The sequence below is a fragment of the Acidovorax sp. HMWF018 genome, from assembly GCF_003061035.1.
GTDB classification, from domain to species: Bacteria; Pseudomonadota; Gammaproteobacteria; order Burkholderiales; family Burkholderiaceae_C; genus Acidovorax; species Acidovorax delafieldii.
Genome location: NZ_QAIM01000399.1, coordinates 1 through 20,390 on the forward strand (window position 1 = coordinate 1; position 20,390 = coordinate 20,390).

Annotated in this window: 19 protein-coding genes; 1 reads left to right on the plus strand and 18 read right to left on the minus strand. The window is 63.1% G+C overall.

Annotation, left to right across the window (positions count from 1 at the left end; genetic code table 11):
* The 18 genes from carB to rpsB form a co-directional block, all read right to left on the minus strand.
* Positions 1–2,821: carbamoyl-phosphate synthase large subunit (gene carB, locus DBR23_RS15990; protein WP_108498897.1), on the minus strand; the 2,821-nt coding region annotated here is incomplete at its 3' end.
* Positions 2,821–3,984, minus strand: a complete 1,164-nt coding sequence (carA, locus tag DBR23_RS15995; protein ID WP_108498898.1) for a glutamine-hydrolyzing carbamoyl-phosphate synthase small subunit — start codon at positions 3,982–3,984, stop codon at positions 2,821–2,823. The genes carA and carB, both read right to left, overlap by 1 nt.
* 265 nt (positions 3,985–4,249) lie before the next feature.
* Positions 4,250–5,023, minus strand: coding sequence for an RNA methyltransferase (locus DBR23_RS16000; protein WP_108498899.1), 774 nt, complete (start codon positions 5,021–5,023; stop codon positions 4,250–4,252).
* A gap of 20 nt (positions 5,024–5,043) precedes the next feature.
* Positions 5,044–5,676 carry a ribonuclease HII gene (gene rnhB, locus DBR23_RS16005; RefSeq protein WP_108498900.1) on the minus strand — a complete coding sequence of 211 codons (633 nt, stop codon included), beginning with the start codon at positions 5,674–5,676 and terminating at the stop codon, positions 5,044–5,046.
* Positions 5,642–6,805, minus strand: a complete 1,164-nt coding sequence (gene lpxB / locus DBR23_RS16010) for a lipid-A-disaccharide synthase (RefSeq protein ID WP_108498909.1) — start codon at positions 6,803–6,805, stop codon at positions 5,642–5,644. The genes rnhB and lpxB overlap by 35 nt, the downstream gene beginning before the upstream one ends.
* A 10-nt stretch (positions 6,806–6,815) precedes the next feature.
* Positions 6,816–7,604 (minus strand): acyl-ACP--UDP-N-acetylglucosamine O-acyltransferase, encoded by a 789-nt coding sequence (gene lpxA, locus DBR23_RS16015; protein WP_108498901.1) that lies wholly within the window; start codon positions 7,602–7,604, stop codon positions 6,816–6,818.
* A gap of 21 nt (positions 7,605–7,625) precedes the next feature.
* A complete protein-coding gene (fabZ, locus tag DBR23_RS16020) occupies positions 7,626–8,066 on the minus strand; it encodes a 3-hydroxyacyl-ACP dehydratase FabZ (protein WP_056067207.1) in 441 nt (146 codons plus the stop codon).
* Positions 8,067–8,082: 16 nt separating this feature from the next.
* Entirely contained in the window at positions 8,083–9,066 is a 984-nt protein-coding gene (gene lpxD / locus DBR23_RS16025) for a UDP-3-O-(3-hydroxymyristoyl)glucosamine N-acyltransferase (protein ID WP_108498902.1), read from the minus strand.
* 24 nt (positions 9,067–9,090) lie between these two features.
* Positions 9,091–9,612, minus strand: coding sequence for an OmpH family outer membrane protein (locus DBR23_RS16030; RefSeq protein ID WP_056067203.1), 522 nt, complete (start codon positions 9,610–9,612; stop codon positions 9,091–9,093).
* Positions 9,612–11,909, minus strand: a complete 2,298-nt coding sequence (gene bamA / locus DBR23_RS16035; protein WP_108498903.1) for an outer membrane protein assembly factor BamA — start codon at positions 11,907–11,909, stop codon at positions 9,612–9,614. Before bamA ends, DBR23_RS16030 begins: the two co-directional genes overlap by 1 nt.
* A gap of 45 nt (positions 11,910–11,954) precedes the next feature.
* The gene (rseP, locus tag DBR23_RS16040) at positions 11,955–13,319 is read right to left on the minus strand and encodes an RIP metalloprotease RseP (RefSeq protein WP_108498904.1); all 1,365 of its coding nucleotides are present in this window, start codon (positions 13,317–13,319) and stop codon (positions 11,955–11,957) included.
* 29 nt (positions 13,320–13,348) lie between these two features.
* Positions 13,349–14,530 (minus strand): 1-deoxy-D-xylulose-5-phosphate reductoisomerase, encoded by a 1,182-nt coding sequence (ispC, locus tag DBR23_RS16045; protein WP_108498905.1) that lies wholly within the window; start codon positions 14,528–14,530, stop codon positions 13,349–13,351.
* The gene (locus DBR23_RS16050) at positions 14,527–15,381 is read right to left on the minus strand and encodes a phosphatidate cytidylyltransferase (RefSeq protein ID WP_108498906.1); all 855 of its coding nucleotides are present in this window, start codon (positions 15,379–15,381) and stop codon (positions 14,527–14,529) included. The genes ispC and DBR23_RS16050 overlap by 4 nt, the downstream gene beginning before the upstream one ends.
* Before the next feature lie 27 nt (positions 15,382–15,408).
* Positions 15,409–16,140, minus strand: a complete 732-nt coding sequence (uppS, locus tag DBR23_RS16055) for a polyprenyl diphosphate synthase (RefSeq protein ID WP_056067194.1) — start codon at positions 16,138–16,140, stop codon at positions 15,409–15,411.
* 23 nt (positions 16,141–16,163) lie between these two features.
* The gene (gene frr / locus DBR23_RS16060; protein ID WP_056067192.1) at positions 16,164–16,724 is read right to left on the minus strand and encodes a ribosome recycling factor; all 561 of its coding nucleotides are present in this window, start codon (positions 16,722–16,724) and stop codon (positions 16,164–16,166) included.
* 49 nt (positions 16,725–16,773) lie between these two features.
* A complete protein-coding gene (gene pyrH, locus DBR23_RS16065; RefSeq protein WP_008906712.1) occupies positions 16,774–17,496 on the minus strand; it encodes a UMP kinase in 723 nt (240 codons plus the stop codon).
* Between the two features lie 56 nt (positions 17,497–17,552).
* Positions 17,553–18,479, minus strand: coding sequence for a translation elongation factor Ts (tsf, locus tag DBR23_RS16070; RefSeq protein ID WP_015013552.1), 927 nt, complete (start codon positions 18,477–18,479; stop codon positions 17,553–17,555).
* Between the two features lie 106 nt (positions 18,480–18,585).
* Complete coding sequence (gene rpsB, locus DBR23_RS16075) at positions 18,586–19,338, minus strand: 30S ribosomal protein S2 (protein ID WP_056067188.1); 753 nt, start codon at positions 19,336–19,338, stop codon at positions 18,586–18,588.
* A 187-nt stretch (positions 19,339–19,525) separates the two neighbouring features.
* On the opposite strand from rpsB, the gene DBR23_RS30810 reads away from it, so the two are divergent.
* Positions 19,526–20,390 (plus strand): amidase family protein (locus tag DBR23_RS30810; protein WP_369882125.1); only part of this gene is annotated, 865 nt, incomplete at its 3' end.

Here is a 20,390-nt window from a genome sequence, read left to right on the forward strand (position 1 = left end):
CGCCCAGCTGGCTCTTCACGAACGCTTCCCCAAAGGTCTTGCCCACGCCCATCACCTCGCCTGTGGACTTCATCTCGGGGCCGAGGATGGTGTCCACGCCCGGGAACTTGACGAAGGGGAACACGGCTTCCTTCACGCTGAAGTAAGGCGGTGTCACTTCCTTGGTGATGCCCTGCGAAGCCAGCGACTGGCCCGCCATGCAGCGCGCTGCGACCTTGGCCAGCTGGATGCCGGTGGCCTTGGAGACAAACGGCACCGTGCGCGACGCGCGGGGGTTGACCTCCAGCACGTAGATCACGTCCTTGCCATCCACTTCCTGGATGGCGAACTGCACGTTCATCAGGCCCACCACGTTCAGGCCTTCGGCCATGGCAGCAGACTGGCGCTTGAGCTCGTCCACCGTGGCTTGCTTGAGGTAGTACGGCGGCAGCGAGCAGGCCGAGTCGCCCGAGTGCACGCCGGCTTGTTCGATGTGCTCCATAACGCCACCGATGAAGGTCTTGCCTTCGGGGTCGCGCAGGCAATCCACATCGCACTCGATGGCATCGTTCAGGAAGCGGTCGAGCAGCACGGGCGAGTCGTTGCTCACCTTGACGGCCTCGCGCATGTAGCGCTCCAGGTCGCGCTGCTCGTGCACGATTTCCATCGCGCGGCCGCCCAGCACGTAGCTGGGGCGCACCACCAGGGGGTAACCCAGCGTGGCGGCCTTTTCCAACGCCTCGGCTTCGGTACGCGCCGTGGCATTGGGCGGCTGGCGCAGGCCCAGGTCCCCCAGCAGCTTCTGGAAACGCTCGCGGTCTTCGGCCGCGTCGATCATGTCGGGGCTGGTGCCGATGATGGGTACGCCTTCAGCTTCCAGGCCCAATGCCAGCTTGAGCGGCGTCTGGCCGCCGTACTGCACGATCACACCGTGTGGCTTTTCCTTGTCCACGATCTCGAGCACGTCTTCCAGCGTCAGCGGCTCGAAGTACAGGCGGTCGGAGGTGTCGTAGTCGGTCGAAACCGTTTCAGGGTTGCAGTTGACCATGATGGTTTCGTAGCCATCCTCGCGCATGGCCAGTGCGGCATGCACGCAGCAGTAGTCGAACTCGATGCCCTGGCCGATGCGGTTCGGGCCACCGCCCAGCACCATGATCTTTTTCTTGTCCGTCGGCGCCGCTTCGCACTCTTCCTCGTAGGTCGAATACATGTAGGCCGTGTTGGTGGCGAACTCGGCAGCGCAGGTGTCCACGCGCTTGTACACGGGGCGAACATTCAGCGCGCGGCGTGCTTCGCGCACCGATTTCTCGGTGGTCTTGAGCAGCTTGGCCAGGCGGCGGTCGGAGAAACCCTTCTTCTTGAGCGTGCGCAGCGTGTCGGCATCCAGCGTAGCCAATGCTGCATCACCCTTGTCGGCGGCGAGCTGGTCGAGTTCGAGTTCGATTTTCACGATCTCTTCGATCTGCACCAGGAACCACTTGTCGATCTTGGTGAGGTCGTACACCTCGTCCACCGACAGGCCCATGGCAAACGCGTCGCCCACGTACCAGATGCGCTCGGGACCGGGCTCGCCCAGTTCCTTTTCGAGCACTTCGCGGTCCTGGGTCTTTTCGTTCATGCCATCCACGCCCACTTCCAGACCGCGCAGGGCTTTCTGGAAGGACTCCTGGAAGGTGCGGCCCATGGCCATGACCTCACCCACAGACTTCATCTGGGTGGTCAGGCGGCTGTCGGCCGTCGGGAATTTCTCGAACGCAAAACGTGGGATCTTGGTGACCACGTAGTCGATCGAAGGCTCGAACGAGGCAGGCGTGGCGCCGCCGGTGATTTCGTTCTTGAGCTCATCGAGCGTATAGCCCACGGCCAGCTTGGCCGCGACCTTGGCAATCGGGAAGCCCGTGGCCTTGGAGGCCAGCGCCGACGAACGCGACACGCGCGGGTTCATCTCGATGACGATCATGCGGCCGTCCTTCGGGTTGACCGAGAACTGCACGTTCGAGCCGCCCGTGTCCACGCCGATCTCGCGCAGCACCGCGAGCGACGCGTTGCGCATGATCTGGTATTCCTTGTCGGTCAGCGTCTGCGCAGGGGCCACCGTGATCGAGTCCCCTGTGTGCACCCCCATGGGGTCCAGGTTCTCGATGGAGCAGATGATGATGCAGTTGTCCGCCTTGTCGCGGACCACTTCCATCTCGTACTCCTTCCAGCCGAGTAGCGACTCTTCAATCAGCAACTCGTTGGTGGGCGAGGCTTCCAGGCCGCGCTTGCAGATGGTCTCGAACTCTTCGGGGTTGTAGGCAATGCCGCCGCCGGTACCGCCCAGCGTGAAACTGGGGCGGATCACGGTGGGGAAACCCACGGTCTTTTGCACGGCCCAGGCTTCGTCCATGCTGTGGGCGATGCCAGAGCGCGCGGAGCCCAGACCGATCTTGGTCATGGCGTCCTTGAACTTCAGGCGGTCTTCGGCCTTGTCGATGGCTTCGGGTGTGGCACCGATCAACTCGACCTTGTACTTGTCGAGCACGCCGTTGCGCCACAGGTCCAGCGCGCAGTTCAGCGCAGTCTGGCCGCCCATGGTGGGCAGGATGGCGTCGGGGCGTTCCTTGGCAATGATCTTCTCGACCGTCTGCCAGGTGATTGGCTCGATGTAGGTGACGTCGGCGGTGGCCGGGTCGGTCATGATCGTGGCAGGGTTGCTGTTGATCAGGATGACCTTGTAGCCTTCTTCGCGCAGGGCCTTGCAGGCCTGCACGCCGGAGTAGTCGAACTCGCAGGCCTGGCCGATGATGATCGGGCCGGCGCCAATGATGAGGATCGATTTGAGGTCTGTGCGCTTTGGCATTATTTCTTCTCCATCAGCGCGGTGAAGCGGTCAAACAGGTAGGCGATGTCGTGCGGGCCGGGCGATGCCTCGGGGTGGCCCTGGAAGCAGAACGCAGGCTTGTCGGTGCGCTCCAGCCCTTGCAGCGTGCCGTCGAACAGGCTGATGTGCGTGGGGCGCAGCGTGGCGGGCAGCGAGGCCATGTCCACGGCAAAGCCGTGGTTCTGGCTGGTGATGCTCACGCGGCCGTTGTCCAGGTCCTTCACCGGGTGATTGGCACCATGGTGGCTGTTGTCCATCTTGAAGGTCTTGGCGCCGCTGGCCAATGCCATGATCTGGTGGCCCAGACAAATACCGAAGGTGGGCACACCTGCGTCAACGATCTGGCGGGTGGCTTCGATGGCGTAGTCGCAGGGCTCTGGGTCACCAGGGCCGTTGGACAGGAACACACCATCCGGCTTCATGGCCAGCACGTCGGCCGCGGGCGTCTTGGCGGGCACCACGGTGAGCTTGCAGCCACGTTCGGCCAGCATGCGCAGGATGTTCTTCTTGACGCCGAAGTCGTACGCCACCACGTGGAAGCGCGGCGCAGCCTGTGTGCCATAGCCTGCACCCAGATTCCACTCGGTCTGGTCCCAGGTGTAGGTCGACGGGGTGGTCACCACCTGGGCGAGGTCCAGGCCCTTCATGCTAGGCGCGGCCTTGGCAGCCGCCAGGGCTTCGTCGATGCGCGCCTGCGTCACAGCCTCACCGGCCGCCAGGCCCAGGATGGCGCCGTTCTGCGCACCCTTGTCGCGTAGCAGGCGAGTGAGTTTGCGGGTGTCGATGTTGGCAATGGCCACCGTCTTTTCGCGCACGAGGTACTGCGAAAGTGTTTCGGTGGATCGGAAGTTGCTGGCCAGAAGGGGCAGGTCTTTGATGATCAGGCCTGCAGCATGGACCTTGTCGGCTTCGATGTCTTCCGCATTGACGCCGTAATTGCCGATGTGCGGATACGTCAGGGTGACGATCTGCTGGCAGTAGCTGGGGTCGGTGAGGATTTCCTGGTAGCCGGTGATGGCGGTGTTGAACACCACTTCACCGACCGTGGTGCCGGTGGCACCGATCGAGTTACCGATAAAGACCGTGCCGTCTGCGAGCGCCAGGATGGCGGGCGGGAAGTTTCCCTTGAGAGACAAAAGCACTGGGTTCTCCGGATGGTTACGGTCGCCCGGCGCCTGCAGACCACTCGCACACTCGAAGCGCGATGGTGCCAATGGCTGCTCTCAGATGGGTTGTTGCTTTGGGTGCGGTCGGGCGACGCTGTTGCGAGAAAAGCTCCCGATTATACCCTCCGTCGCTGACACCTCCGCAATGCATGCCTTGCATAACCCTGGTACCAACGTCTATGAGCTGCGGGACCAAGGCTCACCCCGAGCGCCCATGGCACCGCGGCGGGCGCGGACAGGCTCAGCGCCCTGCTCCGCTCGCGTGCAGGCAGATGGCCGCAGCCGCCGCCACGTTCAGCGACTCCTCGCCGCCGGGCTGGGCGATGCGGATGCGCAAAGAAGCCCTACCTTCCAGAGCCGGGCTGACGCCCTGCCCTTCGTGGCCCATCACCCAGGCGCAGGGCCAGGGCAAGGCGGCGCGGTGCAGGAAGTCACCCGCATGCGAGCTGGTGACCAGCAGCGGCACCTGCAGCGCGGCAAGATCATCCAGCGCCAGCCCCTCGATCAGGTCCAGCGCGAAATGCGCCCCCATGCCAGCCCGCAAGACCTTGGGCGACCACAGCGCGGCACTTCCCTTGATGGCGGCCACCTGGCGGAACCCGAACGCCGAGGCGCTGCGCAGGATGGAACCCACATTGCCCGCGTCCTGCACCCTGTCCAGCACCACGGTGGGCGCATTGGGCTGGAGTGAAGCCGGTGCGGGCAAGTCCAGGATAAAGCCCATCGAGGCGGGCGACTCCAGTCCGCTCACGTCCGCAAAAAGTGTATCGGCAAGGACTATGAATTTTGTAGCTGCACCAGCATATTGCACCTGCGCTCGCGGCCAAAAAGACTCCGAAAACACCGCCACCGATGCCCGCAGCCCCCGTGCGAGCGCAGCGCGGCACAAATGATCGCCTTCAAGCCAGACACGGCCCTGCTTGCGGTACGCCGTCGTATCCTGGGCCAAACGGCGCAAATCCTTGACGAAGGTGTTATCGCGGGAATGGATGGAGGTCACGGACGAGGAGGTCATGGCAAATTTTCAGCGCCCGGTCAAGATCCGGCGCGCAGGTTCTGGGCCACCGGCGCAAACGAGCGCCGGTGGTAAATGCAGGCACCGTGCTCCCGCAAGGCGGCCATGTGCACGGCCGTACCGTACCCCTTGTGGCCGGCAAAGCCGTACTGCGGAAACTCGTCATGCACCTGCGCGCACCAGCGGTCGCGGTGCACCTTGGCGAGGATGGAGGCCGCCGAGATGGCCGGCACCAGCGCATCGCCCTTGACGATGGCCTCCGCAGGAACGTCCAGCACGGGCAGCCGGTTGCCGTCCACCAGCACCATGGCCGGTTTGAGCCGCAGCCCCATGACGGCACGGCGCATGGCCAGCAGCGTGGCCTGCAGGATGTTGAGCTGGTCAATCTCTTCCACGCTGGCCTCGGCAATGCTGCAGCACAGGGCCTTGGCGCGGATCTCGTCGTAGAGCTTCTCGCGCCGCGCGGCCGTGAGTTTCTTGGAATCGGCTAGGCCAGCAATGGGGTGCAGGTCGTCCAGGATCACGGCCGCCGCCACCACGGGCCCGGCCAGGGGGCCACGGCCAGCCTCATCCACGCCAGCCACGAGGCCGGGCGGGTGCCAGGGCAGGCAGGCCTGCTCAGGCAGTGGGAGCGAGGATTTTCTGGATCGCATCGGCAGCCAGTTGGGGGGTGTCGCGCAGCAGGCTCTCGTGCAGCGCCGTAAAGCGCTGCTCCAGGGCTGCAATTTTTCGGGGATCTTGGCGCTTTGCGTCCAGCCAGTCCAGCGTGGCTGCGCAAAGCGCCTGGGGCGTAGCGGCGTCCTGGATCAGCTCGGGCACCACAAACTCGCGGCACAGGATGTTGGGCAGGCCCACCCAGGGTTGCAACTGCTTGCGGCGCATGAGCCACCAGCTGAGCGGGTGCATGTGGTAGCCGATGACCATGGGCCGCTTGAAGAGCGCGGCCTCCAGCGTCGCGGTGCCGCTGGCTATCAACGTGGCATCACACGCTGCGAGCACCGTGTGCGACTGGCCCGTGGTGATTTGCAGGGCATCGCCCAGACCGCACGCGCGCGCCAACTGCTCGATGCGGTCACGCAGTGCGGGCACTGCAGGCACTATCAATTTAATAGCTGGTCGCGCTTGAAGTACTAGCGCTGCAGCCTCAAAGAATGGCTGGGCGATGTACTGGATCTCGGAGGAGCGGCTCCCCGGCAGGATGGCCAGGACTTCGTCCTCATCCTTCAGGCCCAGCTGTACGCGTGCGGCCGCACGGTCCGGCACCATGGGAATCACACCCGCCAACGGGTGACCTACGTAGGTGGCGGCAATGCCGTGCTGCGCGAGCAGCTCTGGCTCAAACGGGAAGATGCACAGCACATGGTCCGCGCTGCGGCGGATCTTGTCGACGCGATTCGCACGCCAGGCCCAGATGGACGGGCACACAAAATGCACGGTCTTGATGCCGGCAGCGCGCAAATCGGCCTCCAGGCCCAGGTTGAAATCGGGAGCGTCCACGCCGATGAACACGTCGGGGCGGTCCTTGAGCAGGCGCTCGCGCAGTTGTTTGCGAATGCCCAGCAGCTCGCGCAGCCGGCGCAGAACCTCCATGCTGTAGCCGTGCACTGCCAGCTTGTCGCTGGGCCACCAGGCAGTAAAACCGCGGCGCGCCATCTGCGGCCCGCCAATGCCGCTGGATTTCAGTCCGGGCCAATGCGCCTGCATGCCATCGATGAGCAAGCCCGCCAGCAAGTCGCCCGACGTCTCGCCCGCCACCATGGCGACGCGGGGGGAATCTGCCATCGCCAAGCCCTCAGCGCGCAATGCCGCGCGTGGCGTCGGCCAGGAACTGCTCCATCATCGCCGCATCTTCACCGGCCTGCGGTGCGGACTGCGGCAACTCTGCAATGGCAGCACGCGCGGCCTCCAGGGTCAGGCCCTGGCGATAAATCAGCTTGTGCATCTGCTTGACCGCGGCAATGCGCTCGGCCGAAAAGCCGCGGCGGCGCAACCCCACCACGTTGTAGCCGCGCACCGCCAAGGGGTTGCCATCCACCAGCATGAAAGGCGGCACGTCCTGCGACACCGCACTGGCAAAGCCCACCATGGCGTGCGCACCAATCTTGACGAACTGGTGGATGCCGGTGAGCCCGCCCACCGTCACCCAGTCGCCCAGGTGCACATGCCCTGCCAGCGTGGTGTTGTTCGCCAGTGTGGTGTGATTGCCCACATGGCAATCGTGGGCGATGTGGGTGTACGCCATGATCCAGTTGTCATGGCCCACGGTGGTGATGCCACCAGCCTGGGGCACGCCCAGGTTCAGTGTGCAGAATTCGCGGATGGTGTTGCGGTCGCCGATGACCAGCTCGGTCGGCTCGCCTGCGTACTTCTTGTCCTGCGGGATGGCGCCGATGGAGTTGAACTGGAAAATGCGGTTGTCAGCACCAATCGTGGTGCGCCCATCGATCACGCAGTGCGCGCCAACTGTGGTGCCCGCGCCGATGGACACATGCTCGCCAATGACCGTGTAGGGCCCCACCGTGACCGTAGGGTCCAGGCGGGCGCCGTCCGCAACGATGGCTGTGGGGTGGATATTGCTCACGATCCAACAGGCCTGAACCGGTCAACCGACGTTGCGCATGGTGCACATGAGTTCGGCCTCGCAGGCCACCTCTTCGCCCACGCTCGCAACACCCTTGAACTTCCAGATGCCACCGCGCACGCGGTCGATGGTGATGGTCAGGATCAACTGGTCGCCGGGCTCCACAGGGCGCTTGAACCGCGCGCCATCGATACCGACAAAGTAGTAAATGTTGTTCTCATCGGGCACCTTGCCCATGGCATCGAACGCCAGCAAGCCCGCAGCTTGGGCCAGTGCTTCCAGAATCAACACACCCGGCATCACCGGACGGCCAGGGAAATGCCCCATGAAATAGGGCTCGTTGAACGTGACGTTCTTGATGGCCTTGATGCGGGTGTTGCTCTCTAACTCGATCACCTTGTCCACCAGCAAAAACGGGTAGCGGTGGGGCAGTTGTTTGAGAATTGCGTGAATATCCATCATCGAGTTGTTCTTCCGTTCATGCTGCCTTGAGGGCCAGCTCCAGCGCCTTGATGCGCTCGCGCAGGCTGTGCAATTGTTTGAGTGTGGCAGCGTTTTTTTCCCAGCGCGCATTGTCGTCGATGGGGAACATGCCGGTGTACTGGCCAGGCCGGGTGAGAGAGCGGGTGACCACCGTCGCGGCCGAGATGTGTACGTTGTCAGCCAGCTCCAGGTGCCCCAACACGATGGCACCACCGCCCACAGTGCAATGCGCCCCGATGGTGGCACTGCCCGCCACGCCTACACACCCAGCCATGGCCGAGTGCTTGCCGATGCGCACGTTGTGTCCGATCTGGATCAGGTTGTCGAGCTTCACGCCGTCTTCGATCACCGTGTCCTGCAGCGCACCCCGGTCGATGCAGGTGTTGGCGCCAATCTCGACGTCATCTCCAACGCGCACGGCACCCAGTTGCTCGATCTTGACCCACTGCCCATTCTCAGGCGCAAAACCGAAACCATCAGCGCCAATGACCACGCCCGCATGGACGATGCAACGCGCGCCGATGCTGCAGCCCTCGCCCACGGTGACGCGCGACTTGAGCACGGTATCTGCGCCCACCGAGGCCCCCCGTTCGATCACGCACAGAGGACCGATGGTGGCCGAGGGGTGGACCTGCGCCGAGGGATCAACCACTGCGCTGGGGTGCACACCGGACGTCCGCGCGGGTGTATTGCGCTGGCGCCACAACTGGGTGGCGCGGGCAAAGTACACATACGGGTTGTCGGCCACGATGCATGCGCCGCGCGCCAATGCGGTATCGCGCATGGCAGGCGCCACAATGACACAGGCCGCCCGGGAGGCGGCCAGTTGCTGTTGGTAGCGGGGATTGCTCAGGAAACTGAGGTCTCCCGGACCCGCAACCTCCAGTGGCGCAATGCGGGCGATGACGGTTTCCCGCGCACCTCCTTCCAGCGAACCACCGAGCGCATCAACAATGTGACCGAGAAGCAAGCTGCTCACGCGCCACCTGTCTTGCGCAGCGGCTTACTTGGCTGCAGCAGCGGCATTCAGGGCCTTGATCACCTTGTCGGTGATGTCGTGCTTGGGATTGATATAGACGGCCTCTTGCAGGATCACGTCGTATTTTTCGGCCTCGGCCACCTGCTTGACCACCTTGTTGGCGCGTTCCAGCACTTGCGACAGCTCTTCGTTCTTGCGGGCGCTCAGGTCTTCCTGGAATTCACGGCGCTTGCGCTGGAAGTCGCGGTCCTGGTCCACCAGCTGGCGCTGGCGCGCGGTGCGTTGGCTCTCTGCCATGGTGGGTGCTTCACGCTCAAACTTGTCGCTGGCAGTCTTCAGGGTGTTGCCCAGATCCACCAGTTCTTTCTCGCGACGGGAGAACTCCTGCTCCAGCTTGGCCTGCGCAGCTTTGGCTGTGGTGGCTTCTCGGAAGATGCGATCAGTGTTGACGAAACCGGCTTTGAACTCTTGCGCTTGTGCAGGGGCTGCGATGGCAACGGTGCCGAGCAGCAAGGCCACGGAGAGATGGCGAGAAAAGGATTTCATTAGAAAGACGTTCCAATCTGGAATTGCAGTTTCTGGATTCTATCGCCGGCGAACTTGCGCACCGGCTGCGCAAACGCCAAACGCAAGGGACCGAGCGGCGAAATCCAGCTCAGACCCAGGCCCACGGAGGCACGCATGTCACTGAAAGTAACTTTGTCGTTCTCGCCGTACACATTGCCCACGTCCAGGAACGTGAACACACGCAGGGTCCGGTCATTGCCAGCACCCGGGAACGGAGCAATCAGCTCGGTGTTCAGCGTGATCTTCTTGGGCCCACCCAACGAGGCCCCGGTCACATCACGTGGTCCCAGGGTGCCCTGGTCGAAACCACGCACCGAGCCCAAGCCGCCCGAGTAGAAGTTCTTGAATACCGGGAACGGACGGCCGTTCAAGCCCTTGCCATAACCGGCCTCGCCGTTGAACGCAATGGTGAAGCGCTTGTTGAGGGGGATGTACCGCTGGTACTGATAGTTGGCCCGCACGTAGCGTGCATCGCCTGCCACAGACCATTCGGAATTGAGGCGCTGGTACCGGCCGGAGTTGGGCGCCAAGGCGCTGTCCCGGTCGTCACGGGACCAGCCCACAGTCAATGGAATCGAGGTGCTGCTGTAGCCGAACTTGTCTGCGTAAAACAGGTAGGTGGCCGGGATGTTCGTGCCGGGCTTGATGCGGGTCTGCTCCAGCCCACCGCCAAAGAACACCGTGTCGGTCTCACTGAAAGGCACGCCAAAACGCACGGAGGTCCCGGTGGTTACCAGCTGGTAATTGCCCCCCTGGTCTTCATAGGGCTTGTCAGTGCGGTAGTACACATCGAGCGTGCGCGAGATGCCTTCGGGCGTGAAGTACGGGTTGGTGGTGCTGAACACCAGTGTGCGCCGGTACTTGCTCGTGTTGACGTCGATGCCCAGGTAGTTGCCCGAGCCAAAGATGTTTTCCTGCTTGATACCGAACGAGAGAGACGCTTTTTCGGCGCTGGAAAAACCCACACCCAGTTGCAACGAGCCGGTGGGCTTTTCTGCCACATTGATCACCAGATCGACCTGGTCGGGCGAGCCGGGCACTTCCTGGGTTTCCACGTTCACTTCCGTGAAGAAGCCCAGACGGTCCACGCGGTCGCGGGACAGGCGGATCTTGTCGCCGTCGTACCAGGAGGCTTCGTACTGGCGGAACTCACGGCGAATGACTTCGTCACGCGTGCGGTTGTTGCCACTGACGTTGATACGGCGCACGTAGGCGCGGCGTGCCGGTTCGGCCTGCAGCACAAAGTTGACACGATTGTTCTCGCGGTCGATTTCGGGCACAGCCTCCACACGGGCAAATGCAAAACCAAACCGGGCGAAATACTCGGAGAAGGCCTTGGTGGTTTCAGTCACCTGGTCGGCGTTGTAGGGCTCACCTGGGCGAATGGTCACCAGCGACTTGAACTCGTCCTCGCGGTCCAGATAGTTGCCTTCGAGTTTCACGCCCGACACCACATACCGTTCGCCTTCCGTCACATTGACAGTGATGGAGATGTCCTGCTTGTCCGGCGAGATGGCGACCTGCGTTGAGTCCACACGGAACTCCAGGTAGCCGCGCTGCAGGTAATACGAGCGCAGGGTTTCAAGGTCGGCGTTGAGCTTGGTGCGCGAGTAGCGATCGGACTTGGTGTACCAGCTCAGCCAGCCCCCCGTGTCCTGGTCGAACAGGCCCTTGAGCGTCGATTCACTGAACGCCTTGTTGCCCACGATGCGCACTTCCTTGATGCGTGCGGGCTCACCTTCCGTGATCGTGAAGGTCAGGTTCACGCGGTTGCGCTCGATGGGCGTGACCGTGGTCACCACCTCGGCGCCGTACAGGCTCTTGTTGATGTACTGGCGCTTGAGCTCTTGTTCGGCGCGGTCGGTGAGCGCCTTGTCATAAGGACGCCCTTCCGTCAGGCCCACTTCGCGCATGGCTTTTTTGAGCGCATCTTTGTCGAATTCACGGGCACCGGCAAAGTCCACGTCGGCGACGGTGGGGCGCTCTTCGACCATCACCACCAGAACGTTGCCGCTAGCCTCCAGGCGCACATCCTTGAAGAGTCCCAGGCCGAACAACGCACGAATTGCTGCGGCGCCTTTTTCGTCGTTGTAGTCGTCACCCACCCGCAGGGGCATGGATGCAAACACGGTACCCGGCTCCACACGCTGCAAGCCCTCCACGCGAATGTCCTGCACCTTGAATGGCTCCAGAGCCCATGCCGCATTGGCGGCAAAAATCATGGCTGCAACGGCCGATGCGGTACGCACGCCCAGGCGATTGATGTGTTTTTTCATGAATGAAGCGGGAGCCGCAGTTGCAGGGCAAGCGCGGCAAAAGTGTTAGCCAAAGAGCCGGGTGATATCGTTGAACAGGGCTATGGACATCATGACAAGCAGGACAGCAACGCCTCCACGCTGCAATCGCTCCATCCATGCGTCCGACACACCCCTGCCCGTGACACCCTCCCAAAGATAATACATCAGGTGCCCACCGTCCAAGACTGGCAGCGGAAGCAGGTTCAGCACCCCCAGGCTCACACTGATCAGGGCAAGAAAGATGAGGTACTGCGTCAGCCCCATGCTGGCTGAGCGGCCTGCGTAGTCGGCAATGGTCAAGGGGCCACTGAGGTTCTTGAGCGACGCCTCGCCGATCACCATGCGGCCCATCATGCGCAGAGTCAGCAGCGACACATCCCAGGTCTTCACCACACCACCCCACAGACCATCGGCCAGCCCGTAGTCCACCGTGACAAATTCTGGTGCAGCTCCCACGTAGGCGCCAATGCGCCCCACCGTGTTGGCTGGTTCGGCCACAGCCTCGGGCAACACTTCCAGTGTCATCACCTGACCACCGCGCTCAACGCGCCATGGCTGCGCCAATGGCTCGTTGCCGCGCACCGACTGCCGGATCAACTCGCGCAGTTGCTGGCCGTCCACCACATCGGTCTGCCCCACCTTGAGCACCACATCACCTTGGCGCAGGCCAGAGCGCTCAGCCGCGCTTTGCGCCATGACCTGGCCCAACACAGGGCGGGTCCAAGGTCCTAGGATGCCGACCTTGCGAAACAGCTGGGCATCAGCCTCACGGCTGTCGATCCGGGACATGTCGAGCACGACCTCACGATGGCCCGCACCATGGGCGGACTGGACGTCAAGACGCACGTTCAGCCCCTCAAGCGCACCACGGGTCAGCAGCCACCGCAGGTCTTCAAACGAACGAACTGGCTCCAGGTCTTCTGCCCCCAAAGCGGCTTGCTCTACCAGTTCACCGCCCCGCAAACCGGCACTGTGTGCGACAGAGCCTGCGACCGGGCTTGCCAGAATGGCTCGGGGCTCCTCGACACCGTTCCAGTTCACCACCGAATACAGCAGCACTGCCAACAACAAATTGGCGATGGGCCCAGCCGCAACGATGGCTGCTCGCGAGCGCAGGGGCTGGGTGTTGAAGGCCAGATGCCGCTCCTCTGCGGCAACGGGTGCCTCTCGCTCGTCCAGCATGCGCACATAGCCCCCCAATGGGAAGGCTCCCAGCACAAACTCCGTGGGAGACCCCTGGGGCTGCCAGCGCAATAGCGGCTTGCCGAAACCCACAGAGAACCGCAATACCTTGACCCCACAGGCCACCGCCACGCGGTAGTGCCCGTATTCGTGCACTGCGATCAAAAGACCGAGGGCGACGATGAAGGCAGCGATAGTAAGCAGCATGGATGGTTGGTTCCTGAGTGGGCCGGCAGTCAGGCAGCCAGACGGCCCGCCACATGTTCAGCCGCATGGCGGGCCTGGGTGTCCAGATCCAGCAACGCGGCGAGCGAATCGGGCTTGGAGGGCGAAACTGCATCCAAAGTTGCAAGGTTGACCGCATGAATATGGTCAAAACGCAGCCGACCCGACAAAAAGGCGCCCACCGCCACCTCGTTGGCCGCATTCAGCACGGCAGTGGTCCCCTCGGCCGCCTTCAGCGCCTGCCAGGACAGGTGCAGGCCCGGGAAGCGAATGGCGTCCGCGTCTTCAAACGCGAGGGCGCTCAGGGTCGAGAAATCCAGCTTGCTGGCCCCGCTGGTAATGCGCTCGGGCCAGGACAGGCCGCAGGCAATGGGCACTCGCATGTCGGGCGTACCCAGCTGCGCCAGGATGGAGGCGTCCTTGAACTGAACCATCGAATGGATGATCTGCTGCGGGTGGATGACCACCTTGATCTGGTCCGGGTGCAGATCAAACAGCCAGCGGGCCTCAATGACCTCCAGGGCCTTGTTCATCATCGTGGCCGAATCCACGGAAATCTTGCGTCCCATCGAGAAGTTGGGGTGCGCGCAGGCCTGGTCAGGGGTGATCTGCGCCAGCGTGGAAGGGTCCCGCTGGCGGAACGGGCCGCCCGAGGCTGTGAGCAGGATGCTGTCCACCCGGTCAGACCAAGTGGCAGGGTCTTCTGGCAAGCACTGGAAGATGGCCGAGTGTTCGCTGTCAATGGGCAGCAACGTGGCGCCACCGTCGCGCACGGTCTGCATGAACAACCCGCCGCCCACCACCAGGGCCTCCTTATTGGCCAGCAGCAGTCGTTTGCCTGCGCGGGCCGCAGCCAGACAGGGCGCAAGACCGGCCGCCCCCACGATGGCAGCCATCACGGCATCCACTTCATCGTGTGACGCTATCACTTCAAGAGCATCTTGCGATTGAATGACTTGCGTTGGAAGGCTATTGGCCTGCAATTTTTCAGCCAAGGCAGCAGCGTGCGGGGCGCTGGCCATCACAGCATAACGCGGGCGAAACTGCGCGCACTGCGCCAGCAAGAGATCCACTTGCGTCGCCGCACTCAGCGCAAACACCTCAAAGCGCTCAGGGTGGCGCACCACCACATCCAGCGTGCTGGTCCCGATGGAGCCGGTGGAACCGAGAACGGTGAGTCGTTGTTTCTTCATAGGGTTGTCAGGCTCGTGAGCATCATGGCCAGGGGCAGTGTGGGCAGCAAGGCATCCACGCGGTCAAGCACGCCGCCGTGTCCGGGCAAAAGGCCACTGCTGTCCTTGACTCCGGCGCTGCGCTTGATGAGCGACTCCACCAGGTCACCCGACACGCTCATGGCCACCATGAACAACGCCGCAATCACCAGCAACCACCAGCCCTGCTGCGCCATGCGGCTGTAAAAACTGGGCACCGACGCCTGCCAGTGGGCATCCGCTCCCGCCCAAACAAAAGCCATCACCATCACCCCTGCCAGGCCGCCCCACACACCTTCCCAGCTCTTGCCAGGACTGATCAAGGGTGCCAGCTTGCCCTTGGTAAACCGCAACCCAAACGCACGCCCCGCAAAGTAGGCAAAAATATCCGCCACCCACACCAGCAGCAGCACCGACAACAGAAAATTGATGCCTACATTGCGTGCCTGCACCACCGCCAGCCATGCCAACCACAAGGCCAACACCCCAGCGACCAGGCGCAAACCGGCCGGTATGCGGGGCCAGCCGGGCACCCCGGCCTTGAGCAGCCAGGCAGCCGCCAGGACCCACAGCCCGCCGCCCAACACCCACAGGGCAGTCAACGGGCGATCGACCCAGCCCAGCGCCCACGACCCGGCGCACAAGGCCACACAGGCCACACCCACCGCCACGGAACCTGCTTGGCCAAAGCCGCACAGACGACCCCATTCCCAAGCCCCGGCAGCCATCAGAACCAGCACGACCAGCGTGAACGGTATGGTGTTGGCGTAGAAAAGCGCGGGCAACAAGATGGCCAGCAGAACAAGGGCTGTGATGACGCGCTGTTGAAGCATGGGGGCTTTCAGAACCTGTTCAGGTTCTCAACCCGGCATCGGATCAGGATGCGCGGACAGAATCTGTTCAGAGGTTTTGCCAAAACGGCGCTCGCGGCGGCTGAAGGCGTCGATGGCCTCGTCCAGGGCGGACTCATCGAAATCGGGCCACAGTCGGTCGCTGAAGAAGAACTCGGAGTATGCCGATTGCCAGAGCAAAAAGTTGCTGATCCGCATTTCTCCCCCGGTGCGGATCACGAGGTCGGGGTCGGGCACGTGGGCCAATCCCATCGCATTGTGCAGACTGGCCTCGGTGATGGGCTCGCCACGGGCAGCCAGCGATGCCGCCGCCTGCGCGATGTCCCAGCGGCCTCCGTAGTTGAAGCACACGTTGAGCACCAGGCGGGTGTTGTCCGCCGTGGCGGCTTCTGCCTGACCCAGGCCGTCTCGCACCTTGGGCGAAAGGCTGCCACGTTCGCCCACAAAATGAAGACGCACGCCGTCTTTCTTGAGCTGGGGCACCTCGCGCGCCAGCGCCATCGCCAGCAGCTCCATGAGGCCGGAGACCTCGTCGGCGGGGCGGTTCCAGTTTTCGGAAGAGAACGCAAACACCGTGAGCACACCAACGCCGCGCTGCACGCAAGCGCGTGCGCAGCGGCGAAGTGAGTCAACCCCTTGCTTGTGGCCGGCCAGACGCGGCAGAAAGCGACGCGTAGCCCAGCGGCCGTTGCCATCCATGACGATGGCAATGTGGTGTGGCACCACCGGAGATACAGACATGGGAATGTTCAAGCCCTGGGGGCTCAAACCGCCATGATTTCCTGCTCTTTGGCGGCCACCAGCGCATCGATCTCGGCGATGTGCTTGTCGGTGAACTTTTGCACTTCCGTTTCGGCGCGCTTCTGGTCGTCTTCGGACGCCAGCTTGTCCTTGACCAGTTTTTTGACGGATTCGTTGGCATCGCGGCGCAGGTTGCGCACGGCGATCTTGGCGCTCTCGCCCTCGTTGCGCGCGAGCTTCGTCATTTCCTTGCGGCGCTCTTCGCTCATGGGGGGCATGGGCACGCGGATCAGGTCGCCCATGGAAGCCGGGTTCAAGCCCAGGTCGCTTTCGCGGATGGCCTTTTCAATCTTGGCGCCCATGCCCTTTTCCCAGGGCTGCACGCTGATGGTGCGCGAATCGATCAGCGCCACGTTGGCCACCTGGCTCAGTGGAACCAGGGAGCCGTAATACTCGACCTGCACCGTATCGAGCAGGGCCGGATTGGCACGACCGGTGCGAATCTTCTGCAGGTTGTTCTTGAACGCGGTGATGGACTGGTCCATCTTGGTTTCAGCAGTCTTCTTGATGTCGGCAATCGTCATGTTTTCTCCTCGGGCCGACCTGCATGCAATGCAGGCCTTTCCATCGTGATCAAGCGTAAACCAGCGTACCTTCGTCTTCGCCCATCACCACGCGCTTCAAGGCGCCGTGTTTGATGATGGAGAACACCTTCACGGGCAGCTTCTGGTCACGGCACAGGGCGAAGGCAGTCGCGTCCATGATGCCCAGATTGCGGGACATGGCCTCGTCAAAGCTGAGCTTGGTGTAGCGCGTCGCCGTGGGATCCTTCTGGGGGTCGGCAGTATAAACGCCGTCCACCTTGGTAGCCTTGAGCACCAATTCGGCGCCAATTTCCGCGCCACGCAAGGCAGCTGCTGTGTCGGTGGTGAAAAACGGGTTGCCCGTACCGGCCGCGAAGACCACGACCTTGCCCTCTTCAAGATACTGCAGCGCCTTGGGGCGCACATAGGGCTCGACCACCTGCTCGATGGCAATGGCGGACATCACGCGGGCCACCAGGCCCTGCTTGTCCATGGCGTCGGCCAGGGCCAGGGCGTTCATCACGGTGGCCAGCATGCCCATGTAGTCGGCGGTGGCACGGTCCATCCCGACCGAGCCCCCGGCGACACCACGGAAAATATTGCCCCCACCGATCACCACGGCCACCTGGACACCCAGGCGGGTCACTTCGGCGATCTCCTCGACCATGCGCACGATAGTGGCGCGGTTGATACCGAAGGCGTCATCCCCCATCAGCGCCTCACCAGACAGCTTGAGCAAAATGCGCTTATGGGCTGGTGCAGCGTTGGACATGGGAAATTTCTCCAGTAAGTGGTACGAGGCTTTGGTGGGGTGGTTACAGGGAACGATCAGGCAGCAGCCTTGGCAGCAGCCACCTGGGCAGCCACTTCGGCAGCAAAGTCGTCCACCTTCTTCTCAATGCCTTCGCCCACCACGTACAGGGTGAAGCCCTTCACGTTGGTGTTGGCAGCCTTGAGCATCTGGGCCACGGTTTGCTTGCCGTCGGCAGCCTTCACGAAGACCTGGTCGGCCAGCGAGACTTCCTTGAGGTACTTCTGCACCGCGCCGTCGATGCGCTTGGCCGTGATTTCAGCGCTTTGTGCAGGCTTGCCGGCAGCCACGAGTTCCTTGTTGGCTTCGTCAGCCTTGCCTTCGGCGACCGAGCGCTCCTTGGCAATCAGATCGGCAGGCACGTCGGCGCTGGTCAGGGCCACGGGCTTCATGGCGGCCACGTGCATGGCAACGTCCTTGGCGGCGGTGGCGTCACCGTCGAACTCGACGACCACACCGATGCGCGAGCCGTGCAGGTAGGCTGCCAGATTGGAGCCGCTGAAGCGCTTGAAGCGGCGGAACGACATGTTTTCGCCGATCTTGCCGATCAGGCCCTTGCGCACATCTTCCAGCGTGGGGCCGAAGCTGTCTTGCTCGTAGGGCAGGGCACCCAGGGCTTCCACCGTGGCGGGGTTGTGCAGTGCCACCAGCTTGGCAGCGGCGTTGGCCATAGCAATGAAGCTGTCGTTCTTGGAAACGAAGTCGGTTTCGCTGTTGACTTCGACCAGAGCACCCGTGGTGCCGTCGATGTAGCTGGCGACCACGCCTTCAGCAGTCACGCGCGATGCGGCCTTGCCTGCCTTGGTGCCCAGCTTGACGCGCAGCAGCTCTTCCGCCTTGGCCATGTCGCCATCGGCTTCGGTCAGCGCCTTCTTGCATTCCATCATGGGGGCGTCGGTCTTGCCACGCAGTTCAGCCACCATGCTTGCGGTAATTGCAGCCATCTTTATTCCTTCAGTATTCAGTTCAGTCAGTTCAGATTCGGGCTAAAAAAAAGGGGGCTCACCAGGGGCCCCGCTTTTGTTCGCGACGGATCGCGCAGCCGGGCTATCAGGCAGCGGCTTCTTGCACTTCCACGAATTCGTCGGTGCTCTCGGCGGTTGCAGCCTTCACGACTTCATTCACGGCGTTGGCACGGCCTTCGATGATCGCGTCAGCGATGCCACGGGCGTACAGCGTCACGGCCTTGGCCGAGTCGTCGTTACCAGGGATCACGTAGTCAATGCCTTCGGGCGAGTGGTTGGTATCAACCACACCGATCAGCGGGATGCCCAGCTTCTTGGCTTCGGCCACGGCGATCTTGTGGAAACCCACGTCGATGATGAAGATGGCGTCGGGCAGAGCAGCCATGTCCTGGATGCCGCCGATGTCCTTTTCGAGCTTTTCGATTTCGCGGGAGAACGTCAGTTGCTCCTTCTTGCTCAGGTTCTCGAGGCCAGCTTCTTGCTGAGCCTTCATGTCCTTGAGGCGCTTGATCGAGGTCTTCACGGTCTTGAAGTTCGTCAGCATGCCGCCCAGCCAGCGCTGGTCCACGAAAGGCACACCAGCGCGTTGCGCTTCGGTGGCCAGGATTTCACGGGCTTGGCGCTTCGTGCCGACCATCAGGATCGTGCCGCGGTTGGCAGCCAGTTGCTTGGCGAACTTTTGGGCTTCCTGGAACAGTGGCAGCGACTTTTCCAGGTTGATGATGTGAATCTTGTTGCGATGGCCGAAGATGTAGGGGGCCATCTTGGGGTTCCAGAAGCGGGTTTGGTGACCGAAGTGGACACCGGCTTCCAGCATTTCGCGCATGGTAACGGACATAAAAATACTCCAAAGGTTAGGTCTAAAATCAGCCCCAATATTTGCAGTGCCGTGATCCTCACGAACACTGCAACACCTTGACAGGGCTGCTTTGCGATTGGTCTTGCCGCAGCGGCCACGCCGGTTGTGCAAACCTTGCACCACTGCGCTACTGCTCCCAGCAAAACCCAAAGATTCTAGCACACCCATGCTCCCTGACCTGATCGCCACCCGTGAGCAACTGCGGGACGGCGCCACCACCGCGCCCGCCGAGCTGGAGCGCTGCATCGACACCGCCCAGGCCGCATCCAACACCCACAGCTTTGTGCGCACGCTGTTTGACGAGGCACGCACCACGGCGATGCAGCCGGGTGTGGCCCAGTTGCCCCTGGCCGGGCTGGCGGCGTCGGTGAAGGACTTGTTTGACGTGGCCGGCCAACCCACCCCGGCGGGCTCCACCGCGCTCGCAGACGCTCCCACAGCATCCGAGGACTGCCCGGCCGTGGCCCGCCTGCGCGCAGCAGGTGCCAACCTGATCGGCCGCACCAACATGGTGGAGTTCGCGTTCTCTGGCGTCGGCGTCAACCCCCACTACGGCACGCCTGCTGCCTGGGATGCCCGCTTTGGCGCCCTGCCCGGCGCGCCCCGCGTGCCCGGCGGGTCTTCGTCCGGCGCCGGGGTATCGGTGGCCACTGGCGCAGCGTTCATCGGGCTGGGGTCGGACACCGGTGGCTCCATCCGCATTCCTGCAGCGCTCAACGGCATCGTGGGTTTCAAGAACACCGCCCGGCTGGTGCCTACCGCCGGCGCCGTGCCGCTGTCCACCACCCTGGACACCGCCTGCGCCATGACGCGCACCGTGCGCGACGCCATCGTGGCGCACGAGGTGCTGGCCGCCCGGCGCGTGACGCGCAGCCTGGCGCCGCTGTCCCAGTACCGGCTGGCGGTGCCGACCACCCTCTTCCTGGAAGGGCTCGACGCCCCCGTGGCGCGCGCCTTTGAGCGCAGCGTGGAAGCCTTGCGCCAGGCGAGCGCACAGATCGACACCATCGCCCTGCCCGCTGTGCTGGAGC